Raw genomic sequence first — 13,733 nt, forward strand, 5'->3', positions numbered from 1 at the left:
GTCCGGGGAACTACGCTGTCCGCCGTGACAGAACGGCTTCCGCTCTTCCCGCTGAACACCGTGCTCTACCCGGGCCTGGTGATGCCCCTGAACGTCTTCGAGGAGCGCTACCGCCGTCTGGTCGCCGACCTGCTGGAGCGACCCGAGGACCAGCCGCGCCGCTTCGGCGTGCTCGCCATCAAGGACGGCCGCGAGGTCGCCCCGGTCCGCCCCGAGGACGGCCCGGCCGGCCCGCTGGACGGCCTCGGCACCACCGGCGACCCCTTGGAGGCGCTCCACCACATCGGCTGCGTCGCCGACGTCACCTCCGTCCAGCCGCAGCCGGACGGCCGGTACGAGCTGCTGATCACCGGGACCACCCGGTTCTGGCTCCGGTCCGTCGACGTCGGCGGCCCGTACCTCGTCGGCGAGCTCGAACCCATCGAGGAACTCACCGGCGAGGGCTCCGGCGCACTGGCCGCCGAGGTCGAACGGGTCTTCCGCACCTACCAGCGCCGGCTCGCCGGGGCCCGCGAGGCCAGCACCGTCGGCCGCCAGGAACTGCCCGACGACCCGCAGGTGCTGTCCTACCTGGTCGCCGCGGCCGCCGTCCTGGAGGTCCCGCTCAAGCAGCAGCTGCTCGCCTGCCCCGACAACGCCCAGCGGCTGCGCACCGAGCTCGAACTGCTGCGCCGCGAGACGGCGGTGCTCAGCTGGCTGCCCTCGCTGCCCGCCGTCAACCTCACCCGCCAGTCCTTCAGCCCCAACTGACCCGGTCCACCGACCGCACCCCACCGACCGCACCCCACCGATTTGCGGAGCCCCCGTGGCCAAGAAGCCGAAGAAGGGCGGCCAGGGCACGCCCGCGACGGTCGCCCTGGAGACCGCCGCCGTGCCGTTCACCGTCCACTCCTACGAGCACGACCCGGCCGCCGCCTCCTACGGCGGCGAGGCCGCCGAGGCGCTCGGCGTGCCGGCCGAGCGGGTCTTCAAGACCCTGGTCGCCGACGTCGACGGTGTCCTCACCGTCGGCGTCGTCCCGGTCGCCGGCCGGCTCGACCTCAAGGCGCTGGCCGCGGCGGTCGGCGGCAAGCGCGCCGCGATGGCCGACCCGGCCGCCGCCGAACGCAGCAGCGGCTACGTCCTCGGCGGCATCTCCCCGCTCGGCCAGCGCCGCCCGCTGCGCACCGTCGTCGACGCCAGCGCGCTCACCCACCCCACCGTCTACGTCTCCGCCGGCCGCCGCGGCCTGGAGGTCGAGCTCTCCCCCGCCCACCTCGTCACCCTCACCAACGCCCGCACCGCCCCCATCGCCCACTGACCCGAGGTCGCGGGGGGCAGACCTCAGCCCTCCCGCCGCTCCTCAGCCGACGGAACCCCCGCGTCCACGGCCGCGGGCCCCGGCACCCCCCAGTACGGCGGCGGGTCCTCCTCGCGCTTCCCGAATGCCGCCGACAGCGCCAGCAGCAGCACCATCGCCGCCATCGGCCACGCCAGCACCGCCCCGTACGCCCCGAGGTCGATGTCCGCCTGGAAGTGCCCGCCGTTCCCGACCCGCCGCGCCTCCGCGACCAGGTCGCGGCCCGGCCCGAGCCACCGCCCGAGGCCCCACGCCCCGACCGACGCCAGCAGCCCGCCGACCGCCAGCCCGACCGCCACCGAGATCCCGCCGCCGCGCTTCCGGCTGACCAGGAACGCGCCCAGCGCCGTCAGGATCCCCATCCCCAGCCCGATCAGCACGAACACGCTGTCGGCCCCGGCCCGCTGCTCGCCCTCCGGGTCGGCGTAGAGGATCTTGTTGCCGTCCACGACCAGCGGCACCTTGGGCGCCAGCCAGGCCCACAGCACGCCCATCACGACCCCCAGCACCAGGCAGGCCAGCACCGTGGCCGCCCCGATCCTCAGCTCGGGCAGCAGCCGCTGGGCGAGCGGCTCCGCCGGCTTCGGCTTGCCGGCCACCAGGTCGAGCCCCGGCGGCAGCGCGTACGGATCGCGCGCGGCGTACGGGTCGGGCGCGGCGTACGGAGCGGGCACGGAGTCCCCGGTCACGGAGTCCGCGGGCACGGCATCGGAGCCGTCGGCGCGCGCGGGATCCGGAGGTGTGTTCGGTACGGTCACACCCCCCATCGTTTCACGGTCGACGCCCCCGCGACCCGGCCACCCACCGACCGGGCGACCGGCCCCGGCCGGGCACCGACCGGCTAGCGGCGGGTCGCCCGCCGGTACGCCCAGGTGGCGACGGCCAGCGAGACCACGCCCACTCCCGCGCACACCGCGAGGTCCCCGGCCACCGCCGCCCAGTCCGGCGACGGCCGGAACGTCCGGGCGAAGGCCTCCACCGCGTAGGTGGACGGCAGCAGGTCGCGCAGCCAGAGCACCGGCTGCGGCAGGTTGTCCACCGGCAGCACGCCGAGCAGCAGCGCCGCCGACATGCCGAGCTGCCCCAGCATGGTGGCGATCTCCTGCTTGGGCGCGAGCAGCCCGCAGGCCGCCCCGAGCCCGGAGAGCGCAGCCCCGGCCAGCGGCACCACCGCGAGCAGCACCCACAGCTGCCCGAGCGGCAGCCCGAACATCACCGCGCCGACCCCCGCGGTGACGAGCGTCCCGGGCAGGGTGAACGAGGCGAAGGCGGCGGCCGTGCCGAGCACCACCGAGGCGGCCGGCACCGGCAGCGTCGCGTAGTGGTCCAGCCCGCCGCTGGCCCGCAGCCGGCCGAAGTACTGGGCGAGCAGGTTGAGCGCCACGAAGGCGACCACCAGCACGCTGGAGCCGGACACCACGTACCGGGCGGCCGAGGTCTGCCCGGAGTCGACGACGCCCCGCATCATCACCAGGATGCCGAGCGACTGGAAGGTGGCCACGAACAGCAGCGGGATCCGCGCCACCCGGGCCCGCGCGAGCTGCGCCCGGTAGACGGCCGCGAGGGCGGGCAGCATCCGGGCGGCGGGCGCGAGCGGGGCGGGCCCGCCGGCCGTGTCCGGGGTGGTGCGCGCCGGTGCCGAGAGCAGCGTCACTTGGCCAGTCCTCCGTGGCGGCCGCCCAGCTTGAGGTAGGCGTCCTCAAGGCTCGGGGTGGCCAGGGTGAAGTCGTCCAGGGCGGCGAAGGCCGGGCCGGTGGTGACGGCGGCGACCAGCTCGCGGGCCTGCTCGGGGGTGGTGCGGACGGTCCAGCGGCGGCCGGTGCGCTCGGCCCGTTCGGCGAGCGCCGCCACCGCGGGGACGGCCAGCGGCGCTTCGTCGCGCCAGACCAGGTCGAGCCGGACGTCACCGTCGACCAGCGCCTTGAGGCCGCCGGGGGTGTCGCAGGCGATCACCCGGCCGTCGTCGACCACCGCGACCCGGTCCAGCACCGTCTCCGCCTCGATCACGTTGTGGGTGACCAGCAGCACGGTGGCCGAGCGCTCGGTCCGGCGGCGTTCGACCGCCGACCAGACGGCCCGCCGGGCGACCGGGTCCATGCCGGTGGTGGGCTCGTCGAGGACCAGCAGCGGCCGGTCGCCGACCAGGGCGGCGGCGAAGCAGGCGAGCCGGCGCTGGCCGCCGGACAGCTTGGCGAGCGGCCGGTGGGCGAGCGGTTCCAGGGCGAGTTCGGCGATCACCTCGTCGGCGGCGGCGCGGGCCGCGGCCCGGCTCAGACCGCGCAGCCGCCCGGTGGTCTCGGCGGCGAGGGCGACGGTCAGCTCGTCGAGCGCGCTGGACTCCTGGCCGAGGTAGCCGAGCAGCCGGGCGGCCCGTTCGGGGTGCCGGACCACGTCGTGGCCGAGGATCTCGATGCTGCCGGAGTCGGGCCGCAGCAGGCCGGTGAGCTGGCGGACCAGGGTGGACTTGCCGGCGCCGTTGGGCCCGAGCAGGCCGAAGATCTCACCCTGCCGGACGGTCAGGGTGATGCCGTCGTTGGCCCGGATCGCGGTGGCCGAGGCGCCGCGCCCGGCGCGGTACGTGCGGACCAGGTCGCGTACGGCGCAGCACGGCGAGGTCTCCTGGGGTGCCCGCCCGGCCGTCTCACTCACGACCGGAGACTCTACGCGGTGCAACGGGCGAACCGGACAACGGGGCCCCGCCCGCGGCGCCGCCGGGGGCCGCCCCGGACCGGTCAGTCGTCGACGACCAGGTCACCGCCGGGGACCCTGGCGGCGAGCTCCTTCCAGAAGCCCGCCCGGATCGCGTACCGGTCGTGCTCGTCGATCTGGTCGTCCTTGTGCGCGAGCAGCCCGAAGCGGGCGGCGTAGCGCAGCAGCTCGCCGTCGACCCGGTGCGGGATGCGCGGGTAGCCGGGCCACAGGACGGTGAGCCGTTCGACGTCACCCATCCGGCCGGTCCAGCGGCGGGCGAAGACCTGGCCGACCTCGTGGGCGTCGCCGCCGATGGAGGTGATGTCCTCCTCACGGTCGGCCCAGCGCTGTTCGGCGGTGGTGAGCTGGGCCAGGGTCGGCAGGCCGTCGCCGGCGGTGACGGCGGGCTCGGTGGCGGGCCGCTCGATCCAGCCGCGGTCGGAGGACCAGCGCAGCACCGGGCCGGCCTGCTGCCGGTCGGCCGCGGCCTGCCGGTCGGCGCTGCGCCCGGCGAGGTCCTTGGGGGTGGGGACGATCTTGAGTCCGGCGACGGCCGGCTGCGGGCGCCCGTTGGCGGCGGGGGCCGCCACGGCGACCGGCTCGGCCTCGGCGGGGCGACCGGGCACCTGGGCCGCGGGCAGCGGGCCCGGCAGGGTGGCGGGGGGCGCGGCGGGCGGCGCGGCGAGGATCTTGGCGATGTCGTGCCGGGCGCCGGGGCCGGGGAAGACGCTGGAGGTGTCGCGCAGGCTGAACGAGCCCTCGATCCACTCACGGTCCAGCACCCGTCGCTCGTCGGCCTCGCCGACGAGGTCCTCGGACTGGTTGAAGTCGCCGTCGGCGGCCTGCAGCGCCCAGAGGTGGACGACGACGCCGTGCTCCTTGGCGGACATCATGCCGGGCAGCAGGTCGCCGTCGCCGGTGATCAGCACGATGTCGGCGCAGGCCCGGTTGCGGGCGAGTTCGGAGAGTTCGGCGTGCATCGCGGCGTCGACGCCCTTCTGCACCCAGCGGCCCTCGGCCCGGGTGAGCGCACCGAGCCGCACGGTGACCCGGGGAAGCACGCGCAGCCGCCGGTGCTCGGGCATCGGGCGGCGTTCCGGCGCGGCGTCGAACCAGTAGATCCGCAGCAGCGGCAGACCGGTCTCGGCCTCGGCGCGCTCGCGCAGGGCGGCGATCAGCGCGGTGTGGTCGACGGTGACCTTGGAACGGGAGGGGTCACCGGCGAGCAGGCTCGCGGCGGCGCCCAGCAGGTATCCGGCGTCCACCAGGACGACACAGCGGTCCATCGCGCACCTCTTTCCGCTCGCCCTCGGGTGGGGCTCCGCCGGGACGGACGGGGCCGGGGTGGGCGCGCTGCGCCCGGGTCCGGGCGGAATGGGGTGAGGGGTGCCCGCAGCCGCCCGATCGTTGGGTCACCTTGTTCCCCCGGATCCGCCCGCCGAACCCCGGCCGTCCGGCGCTTTCCCGGTACCGACGCCGAGGGCCCCCGTCCGGTCGCGGTCGCGGACGGGGGCCCTCGCGCGGTGCGCGGCGGGGATCAGCCCTTGAGCTCGGCGGCGACCAGCTCGGCCAGCTGGACGGCGTTGAGCGCGGCGCCCTTGCGCAGGTTGTCGTTGGAGATGAACAGCGACAGGCCGTTCTCCACCGTCTCGTCGACGCGGATCCGGCCGACGTAGCTCGGGTCCTGACCGGCGGCCTGGAGCGGGGTCGGGATGTCGCTCAGCTCGACGCCGGGGGCGCCGGCCAGCAGCTCGACCGCGCGCTCGGGGCTGATCGGGCGCTCGAAGCGGGCGTTGATCTGCAGCGAGTGGCCGGAGAAGACCGGGACGCGCACGCAGGTGCCGGCCACCTTGAGCTCGGGGATGCCGAGGATCTTGCGGCTCTCGTGGCGGAGCTTCTGCTCCTCGTCGGTCTCGTTGGAGCCGTCCTCGACGATGGAACCGGCCAGCGGCACCACGTTGAAGGCGATCGGCCGCTGGTAGACCTTGGGCTCGGGGAACTCGACGGCCGAGCCGTCGTGGGCGAGGGCGGCGGCGCCGTCCACGACCTTGGCGGCCTGGTCCTGAAGCTCGGCGACGCCGGCCACGCCGCTGCCGGAGACGGCCTGGTAGGTGGAGACGACGAGGGCGGCGAGGCCGGCCTCGTCGTGCAGCGGGCGCAGCACCGGCATGGCGGCCATGGTGGTGCAGTTCGGGTTGGCGATGATGCCCTTGGGGCGGTCGGCGATCGCCTCGGGGTTGACCTCGGAGACGACCAGCGGGACCTCGGGGTCGCGGCGCCAGGCGGAGGAGTTGTCGATCACGACGGCACCGGCGGCGGCGACCTTGGGGGCGAGCGCCTTGGAGGTGGCGCCGCCGGCCGAGAAGATCACGATGTCCAGGCCGGTGTAGTCGGCCGTGGCCGCGTCCTCGACGGTGACCTCGGTACCCTGCCAGGGCAGCGTGCGCCCGGCCGAGCGGGCCGAGGCGAACAGCCGCAGCTGCTCCACCGGGAGGTTGCGCTCCGCCAGGATCTCGCGGACCACGCCGCCGACCTGGCCGGTGGCCCCGACAATGCCGATCTTCATCCGACTACTCCTCTTGATCTTGCAACTCACAGCCGCACTCCGCCCATCATGCCTTGTCACCGGCACGGGGCGGCCCGGCATTCCATCCTGTGGTCCTCAGTGGTCCAGACCACTGAGGAGTTCCAGCGCCCGCGCGACCTCCGACGGCCCGGCCGGCAGCAGCGGCAGCCGGACGTCCGGCGTCGGGATCCGCCCCTGCGCGTGCAGCACGCCTTTGACCACCGCCGGGTTCGGCGCGGCGAAGGCCGCCACCGCCAGTCCGGTCAGCCGGTGGCCCAGCGCCCGGGCGCGCGCCGCGTCCCCGGCCCGCCAGGCCTCGGCCAGCTCGACGAAGCGCGCGGTCGCCAGGTGCGCGGAGGCCAGGATGCCGCCGTCCGCGCCGAGCGCCAGCAGCGGCGCGAGCACGGCGTCGTCCCCGCCCAGCACCGAGAACCCGGCCGGCGCCGCGGCCAGCAGCTCCACCGCCGCCTGGTCCACCCCGCCCGTCGCGTACTTGACGCCCGCCACGTTCGGCAGCGCGGCCAGCTCCAGCAGCGCGGCGCCCGACAGCGCCTGCCCGGTGCGGTACGGGATGTGGTAGACGACCAGCGGCACCGAGCTGGCCTCGGCCAGCGCCCGGAAGTGCGCGACCGTCCCGGCCTCGCCCGGCCGGACGAAGGACGGCACGGTCACCAGCGCCCCCGCCACCCCCGGCACCCGGGCGGCCAGCCCGGCCAGCTCCTCGGCCGCCGCCGCGGTGCCCGGCCCGCCGGCGCCGACCAGCAGCGGCACACCGCGCCCGGCGCAGACCGCCGCGCAGACCTCGGTGACCGCGCGCCGCTCGTCCGCGCTCAGGGCGGCCGGCTCGCCGGTGGTGCCGAGCGCGACCAGTCCGGCCGCGCCGTCGTCCAGCACCGAGCCGGCCAGCTTCTCCAGCGCGTCCAGCGCCACCGAGCCGTCGGCCGCGAACGGCGTGACCAGCGGGACGAAAATGCCCTTGAGTTCCATGCCCACGATCCTGCGGCCCGCCGATCCCCCAGGTCCAGTTCACGTTTCCGAAGCTTCTCGTAAGCTGAGCCGATGCTCGATGTCCGACGCCTGCGCCTGCTGCGCGAACTCGCCCACCTCGGCACCATCGCCGCCGTCGCCGAGGCGCTCAGCTTCAGCCCTTCGGCGGTGTCCCAGCAGCTGTCCGTGCTGGAGAAGGAGGCCGGCGTCCCGCTGCTGGAACGCACCGGCCGCCGGGTCACCCTCACCCCCGCCGGGCGCAACCTGGTCCGGCACGCCGAGGCCGTGCTCGAACGGCTGGAGCAGGCGGACGCCGAACTGGCCCACGCCCGCGACGGCCTGGCCGGCCCGCTGCGGATCGGCACCTACCCGTCGGCGGCCCGCGCGATCATCCCCGCCGTGCTCGCCGAACTGGCCGGCTGGCACCCGGGGCTGGAGCCGATGGTCACCGAGGTCGACCCGGCCGAGGTCGCGGCGGCGCTGCGCGCGGGCGAGCTGGACGTGGCGCTGCTGCACGAGTACGACCTGGTGCCCGCCGACCCGGAGCCCGGGCTGGCGATGACCCGGCCGATCTTCACCGAGCCGATGTACCTGGCGGCCCGCGCCCCCGGCGCCGTCGCCGACCAGCGCGCCGAACCCTGGATCCTCGCCCCGCCGGGCACCCTGTGCCACAGCATGGCCGTCCGGGCCTGCGAGAGCGCGGGCTTCGCGCCCCGGATCCGCCACCAGATCGACGACTTCGCCACCGTGCTCGCCCTGGTGGCGGCCGGTCAGGGGGTGGCGCTGGTCCCGCACCTCGGCATCGACCGGCCGCCGCCGGGGGTCGTCCTCACCCGGCTGCCGATGTACCGCCGCACCCGCACCGCGTTCCGCGCCGGGGCCGGCGCCCACCCCGCGATCTCCGCCTTCGTCTCCGCACTGCACACCGCCGTACCGGCCCCGCTGCGCAACTCCGCGTAGCGCGGAGCGCCCGTACCCGGCCGGGCACGGGCGCTCCGCGGGGTCCGCGCAGGGGACAGCCCCTACGCCGCCCCGTTGCCCGCCAGGCAGCTCGGGCCGAGCAGCTGCTTCAGGTCCCCGAACAGCGCCGGATCCGACTTCACCCGGTGCCGGTCGAGCCGCAGCACCGTCGTCCTGCTGCGCGCCTCCAGCCGGACCCGCACCTCGGTCGTCCCCCGGTGACTGCTCAGCACCTCGCCGAGCCGCGCCACCAACGGGGGCGTCACCTTCCCGCTCGGGATGTTGATGATGATCGGCGCCTCGGCGTGCGCGTTCGACAGGTCCGGGACGGTGAGCTCCATGCCCATCAGCCGGGGCACGTCCTCGCGCTTGTCCAGCTTCCCGCGCACGAACACCACCGCGTCCTCGACCAGCTGCGAGGAGACCAGCTGGTAGCTGGCCGGGAAGAACATGCAGTCGATCGAGCCCGCGAGGTCCTCGACCGTCGCGATCGCCCAGGCGTTGCCCTGCTTGGTCATCTTCCGCTGGAGGCCCGAGATGATGCCGCCGATGGTGACGATCGTCCCGTCCGGCCGTTCGGCGAGGTCCGCGACCGCGCAGTCCGCCTTGTCGGCGAGCACGTGCTCGATGCCGTGCAGCGGGTGCGAGGAGACGTACAGACCGAGCATCTCCCGCTCCTGGGTGAGCAGGAAGGACTTCTCCCACTCGTCCTCGGAGAACACCACGTCCAGGCCGAAGCTCGGCTCGTCGCTCGCCGTGTCGCCGCCGAAGAGGTCGAACTGCCCCTCGGCCTCCTTGCGCTTGATGCCGACGACGTTGTCGATCATCGGCTCGAACTGCGCGGTCAGGCCCTTGCGGGTGTGGCCGAGCGAGTCGAACGAACCGGCCTTGATCAGCGATTCGACGGTCCGCTTGTTGCAGACCACCGACTCCACCTTCTCCAGGAAGTCCGGGAAGGAGGAGAACTTCCCCTTGGTCTTCCGGGTCCGGATCATCGACTCGACGACCGGGCCGCCGACGTTGCGGATGGCGGTCAGGCCGAACCGGACGGTGGTGTCACCGTGCGGGGTGAAGTCCGCGTCCGACTCGTTGACGTCCGGCGGCAGGACGTTGATGCCCATCTTCCGGCACTCGTTGAGGTAGACGGCCGACTTGTCCTTGTCGTCCTTGACCGAGGTGAGCAGGCCGGACATGTACTCGGCCGGGTAGTTGGCCTTGAGGTACGCCGTCCAGTAGGAGACGAGCCCGTAGCCCGCCGTGTGCGCCTTGTTGAACGCGTAGCCGGAGAAGGGGACCAGGACGTCCCACACCGCCTGGATCGCCGCGTCCGAGTAGCCGCGCTCCCGGCAGCCCTTCTGGAACGGGACGAACTCGGCCTCCAGGATCTCCTTCTTCTTCTTGCCCATGGCGCGGCGCAGCAGGTCGGCCTGGCCGAGCGAGTAGCCGGCCAGGATCTGCGCGGCCTTCTGCACCTGCTCCTGGTAGACGATCAGGCCGTAGGTGGGCCTGAGCACCTCCTCCAGGGGCTTCTCCAGCTCCGGGTGGATCGGGGTGATCTCCTGCTGCCCGTTCTTGCGCAGCGCGTAGTTGGTGTGCGAGTTGACGCCCATCGGACCCGGCCGGTACAGCGCCAGAACGGCCGAGATGTCTTCGAAGTTGTCGGGCTTCATCAGGCGCAGCAGCGAGCGCATGGGGCCGCCGTCGAGCTGGAAGACGCCGAGCGTGTCACCGCGCGCCAGCAGTTCGTAGGTCGGCTTGTCGTCCAGGGGCAGCTCAAGAAGATTGATCTTGACGCCCTTGTTCTTCTCGATCGCCTTGACGGCGTCGTCCATGATCGTCAGGTTGCGCAGGCCGAGGAAGTCCATCTTGAGAAGGCCGAGGCCCTCGCAGGTGGGGTAGTCGAACTGCGTGATGGTGACGCCGTCGGTGTGCCGGGTCCAGACCGGGATGTGGTCGGTCAGCGGCTCGGCGGACATGATGACGCCGGCCGCGTGCACACCGGGCTGGCGGATCAGGCCCTCGATGCCGCGCGCGGTGTCGATCACCTTGCGCACGTCGGGGTCGGTCTCGTAGAGCCCGCGGATCTCGCCGGCCTCGCTGTAGCGCGGGTGGCTGTTGTCGGTGATGCCGGACAGCGGGATGCCCTTGCCCATGACGTCCGGCGGCATCGCCTTGGTGATCCGGTCGCCCATCGCGTACGGGTAGCCGAGGACGCGCGAGGAGTCCTTGATGGCGGCCTTCGCCTTGATGGTGCCGTACGTGACGATCATGGCGACCTTGTCGGATCCCCACTTCTCCGTCACGTACCGGATCACGTCACCGCGCCGGCGCTCGTCGAAGTCGATGTCGACATCGGGCATGGAGATGCGCTCGGGGTTGAGGAAGCGCTCGAAGATCAGACCGTGCGGGATCGGGTCGAGGTCGGTGATGCCCATGGCGTACGCGACCAGCGAGCCGGCCGCCGAACCACGGCCCGGCCCCACCGCGATGCCCTGGCTCTTCGCCCACATGATGAAGTCGGCGACCACGAGGAAGTACGCCGGGAACCCCATCTGGATGATGGTGTCCATCTCGTACTCGGCGAGCTTCTTGTGCTCCTCGTCGTACCCGCCCGGGAAGCGCCAGTCCATGCCCTCCCAGACCTTGGACTTGAAGAAGTCCGCCTCGGACTCGAAGCCCTCCGGGATCGGGAAGCGCGGCATCAGGTTGCGGAACTCGAACATGCCCTCGGTGTCGACCCGGGAGGCCACCAGCAGCTGGCTGTTGCGACAGCCCTCCTGCCAGGCGTCCGACTGGTCCAGGGCGTACATCTCGGCGGCCGACTTGATGTAGTAGCCGGTGCCGTCGAACCGGAAGCGGTCCGGGTCGGAGAGGTTCTTGCCGGTCTGCACGCAGAGCAGCAGGTCGTGGGCGCCGGCGTCGGCCTCGGTGGTGTAGTGCGAGTCGTTGGTGACGACCGGCGGGATGCCGAGCTTCTTCCCGATCTCGATCAGCCCGTCGCGGACCCGCTTCTCGATGTCGAGACCGTGGTCCATCAGCTCCAGGAAGTAGTTCTCCTTGCCGAAGATCTCCTGGTACTCGGCGGCGGACCGCAGCGCCTCGTCGAACTGGCCGAGGCGCAGCCGGGTCTGCAGCTCGCCGGAGGGGCAGCCGGTGGTGGCCATAAGGCCGCCGGACAGCTCGGAGATCAGCTCCTTGTCCATCCGGGGCCACTTGACCAGCCAGCCCTCGGAGTACGAGCGCGAGGTCAGCTTGAAGAGGTTGTGCAGGCCCTCCTTGTTCCGGGCCCAGATGGTCTTGTGGGTGTAGGCGCCGGACGCCGAGACGTCGTCCTTCTTCTGGTGCGGCTGGCCCCACAGGATGCGCTTGGTGTTGGAGCGGGCCTCCGGGGCGACGTACGCCTCGATGCCGATCACCGGGGTGATGCCGGCGGCGGTGGCCTGCTTGTGGAACTCGGCCGCGCCGTACATGTTGCCGTGGTCGGTCATCGCGACATGGCTCTGCCCCAGCCGCTCGACCTCCTTGAACATCTGCTTCAGCCGGGCGGCGCCGTCCAGCATCGAGTACTCGGTGTGGACGTGCAGATGCGCGAACGGCTGATCGCTCAAGGCGGGGCCTCCGTAGGCTCGTGCTGGCAGGTGGGCCGGTGAACGCGCGGGTCACAGAAGGTGCCCGGAAATGGATGAGGCCCGAGCCGCTACCGGCCCGGACCATCACTCACACGTTCACCCTCCCACTCTAGCCCGCTCCCGCCCCTCCCCTCGCACTCGCTCACCGCGAGCGGACCGGCACCGCAGCAGCCTCTCCCGGGCGGCCGCCCGGACCGCCTCCCCCTCCAGCTCGTCGCGCTCCAGGTACCGCAGCCGCTCCCGCACCTGCGCCCCGTCCGGAGCCCGCTCCACCCCCAGCAGCCGGGCGTCCTCCTCGCAGTCCCAGAGGCACTCCAGGTAGATCCCGTCCAGCCCGGCCGGCTCGATGACCGCCAGTGCCTCCAGGTACCCCACCCGCTCGTGCGAGTGCGGCGTCCACAGCCAGAAGCGCCTGAGCAGCGACGCCGCGCCGCGCGCCCGCACCCCGAACCCGGCCAACGCCCGCGCCGTGTGCACCGGCCCGCACCACCGGCGCTCCACCCACTCCCGCTCCAGCCGCTCGACCAGCGCCTCGACGTCCCCCTCCGCCGCCTCCCCCGCCCCGTGCGTCTCGTGCCGCCGCCCACCCGGCACCGGCGCCAGCGGCGCGGCCTCGACCCCCGCGTCCCGCAGCAGCCGCGCCAGGTACACCGCCCGCTGATCGGCGTCGTCCCACCGCCAGTCCCACCGGACGCACCCCGCCACCACCTCGGCGGCCCCCCGCGGATCCTCCGCCACCATGCGCGCACCCAGCCCGCGCCCCCGCTGCACCATCCCGATCAACGACCCCGCCGGCGCGTACCGGCCGTCACTCATCCTCGTCACGGCCCCATCCTCCCCGAGGGCGCGGGAGGCCGGCCGGGCCGGCCTCCCGCGCCGGCGAACAGGACTACGCGGCGTCCAGCTCGGCGAGGAAGTCCAGGGCCACGGCCCAGGTGCGCTCGGCCGCCTCGGCGTCGTAGTCCGACAGCTCGGGGTCGGTGAAGAGGTGACCGGCGCCGTGGTAGCGGTGGATCTCGACGTCGGCGCCGGCCCTGCGCATGTTGAGGTACCAGGCGTTCAGCCAGTCCTCCGGCTCGAACGGGTCCGGCTCGGCCACGTGCAGTTGGACGGGGACGGCGGTGGCCGCGTCCTCGCGGATGTCGGAGGTGCCGTGCAGGAGGAGCAGCCCGCGCGCGTTCTCGTCGGCGAGGGCGAGGTTCTGGGCGAGCGAGCCGCCGAGCGAGAAGCCGGCGTAGACCAGGGCGTCGCCGGAGGTCAGCAGCGGGGCGGCCGCGCCCACGGCCCGGCGAAGCAGTTCGTCGCTGCCCAGCTCCTCCTTGTACGCCATGCCCTCCTCGATGTCGTCGAAGGTCCGGCCGTCGTAGAGGTCGGGGGTGTGCACGGTGTGGCCGGCGTCGCGCAGGCGGTCGGCGGCGGCGTGGACGGCGGGGCGCAGGCCGTACGCGGAGTGCAGGAGCAGGATCTGGGCCACGTCGGGGAACTTCCTTGCAGCGGGCGGGGAACCTCCCCATCATCGCTCATGGCCGCCAGGTGGCCGCGCCCACCCGGCGGGATGGCG

Annotated in this window: 12 protein-coding genes; 3 read left to right on the forward strand and 9 right to left on the reverse strand. The window is 73.6% G+C overall.

Annotation, left to right across the window (positions count from 1 at the left end; all coding sequences use genetic code 11):
• Positions 1–24: 24 nt before the first annotated feature.
• Positions 25–750, forward strand: coding sequence for an LON peptidase substrate-binding domain-containing protein (locus ACFVVU_RS05590; RefSeq protein ID WP_387788483.1), 726 nt, complete (start codon positions 25–27; stop codon positions 748–750).
• Between the two features lie 55 nt (positions 751–805).
• The gene (ybaK, locus tag ACFVVU_RS05595; RefSeq protein ID WP_387788484.1) at positions 806–1,300 is read left to right on the forward strand and encodes a Cys-tRNA(Pro) deacylase; all 495 of its coding nucleotides are present in this window, start codon (positions 806–808) and stop codon (positions 1,298–1,300) included.
• Between the two features lie 23 nt (positions 1,301–1,323).
• Here the strand turns inward: ybaK and ACFVVU_RS05600 are convergent, their stop codons facing one another.
• The 6 genes from ACFVVU_RS05600 to ACFVVU_RS05625 form a co-directional block, all read right to left on the reverse strand.
• Complete coding sequence (locus ACFVVU_RS05600; protein ID WP_387788485.1) at positions 1,324–2,097, reverse strand: hypothetical protein; 774 nt, start codon at positions 2,095–2,097, stop codon at positions 1,324–1,326.
• A gap of 83 nt (positions 2,098–2,180) precedes the next feature.
• Entirely contained in the window at positions 2,181–2,993 is an 813-nt protein-coding gene (locus ACFVVU_RS05605; protein ID WP_380682198.1) for an ABC transporter permease, read from the reverse strand.
• Complete coding sequence (locus ACFVVU_RS05610) at positions 2,990–3,988, reverse strand: ABC transporter ATP-binding protein (protein ID WP_380682199.1); 999 nt, start codon at positions 3,986–3,988, stop codon at positions 2,990–2,992. The genes ACFVVU_RS05605 and ACFVVU_RS05610 overlap by 4 nt, the downstream gene beginning before the upstream one ends.
• A gap of 83 nt (positions 3,989–4,071) precedes the next feature.
• Positions 4,072–5,316 (reverse strand): NYN domain-containing protein, encoded by a 1,245-nt coding sequence (locus ACFVVU_RS05615; RefSeq protein ID WP_380682200.1) that lies wholly within the window; start codon positions 5,314–5,316, stop codon positions 4,072–4,074.
• Between the two features lie 251 nt (positions 5,317–5,567).
• The gene (locus tag ACFVVU_RS05620; RefSeq protein ID WP_380682201.1) at positions 5,568–6,596 is read right to left on the reverse strand and encodes an aspartate-semialdehyde dehydrogenase; all 1,029 of its coding nucleotides are present in this window, start codon (positions 6,594–6,596) and stop codon (positions 5,568–5,570) included.
• Between the two features lie 96 nt (positions 6,597–6,692).
• Complete coding sequence (locus tag ACFVVU_RS05625) at positions 6,693–7,583, reverse strand: dihydrodipicolinate synthase family protein (protein ID WP_387788486.1); 891 nt, start codon at positions 7,581–7,583, stop codon at positions 6,693–6,695.
• A gap of 72 nt (positions 7,584–7,655) precedes the next feature.
• On the opposite strand from ACFVVU_RS05625, the gene ACFVVU_RS05630 reads away from it, so the two are divergent.
• Positions 7,656–8,543, forward strand: coding sequence for a LysR substrate-binding domain-containing protein (locus ACFVVU_RS05630; RefSeq protein WP_380682203.1), 888 nt, complete (start codon positions 7,656–7,658; stop codon positions 8,541–8,543).
• Positions 8,544–8,605: 62 nt separating this feature from the next.
• Here ACFVVU_RS05630 and dnaE read toward each other — a convergent pair whose 3' ends face one another.
• From dnaE to ACFVVU_RS05645, 3 genes are all read right to left on the reverse strand, one after another.
• Positions 8,606–12,151, reverse strand: coding sequence for a DNA polymerase III subunit alpha (dnaE, locus tag ACFVVU_RS05635; RefSeq protein ID WP_380682204.1), 3,546 nt, complete (start codon positions 12,149–12,151; stop codon positions 8,606–8,608).
• A gap of 117 nt (positions 12,152–12,268) precedes the next feature.
• A complete protein-coding gene (locus tag ACFVVU_RS05640) occupies positions 12,269–12,997 on the reverse strand; it encodes a hypothetical protein (RefSeq protein ID WP_387788487.1) in 729 nt (242 codons plus the stop codon).
• A 64-nt stretch (positions 12,998–13,061) separates the two neighbouring features.
• The gene (locus ACFVVU_RS05645; RefSeq protein ID WP_387788488.1) at positions 13,062–13,646 is read right to left on the reverse strand and encodes a dienelactone hydrolase family protein; all 585 of its coding nucleotides are present in this window, start codon (positions 13,644–13,646) and stop codon (positions 13,062–13,064) included.
• Positions 13,647–13,733 lie beyond the last annotated feature (87 nt).

This window comes from Kitasatospora sp. NPDC057965 (assembly GCF_042887135.1).
Lineage (GTDB): Bacteria > Actinomycetota > Actinomycetes > Streptomycetales > Streptomycetaceae > Kitasatospora.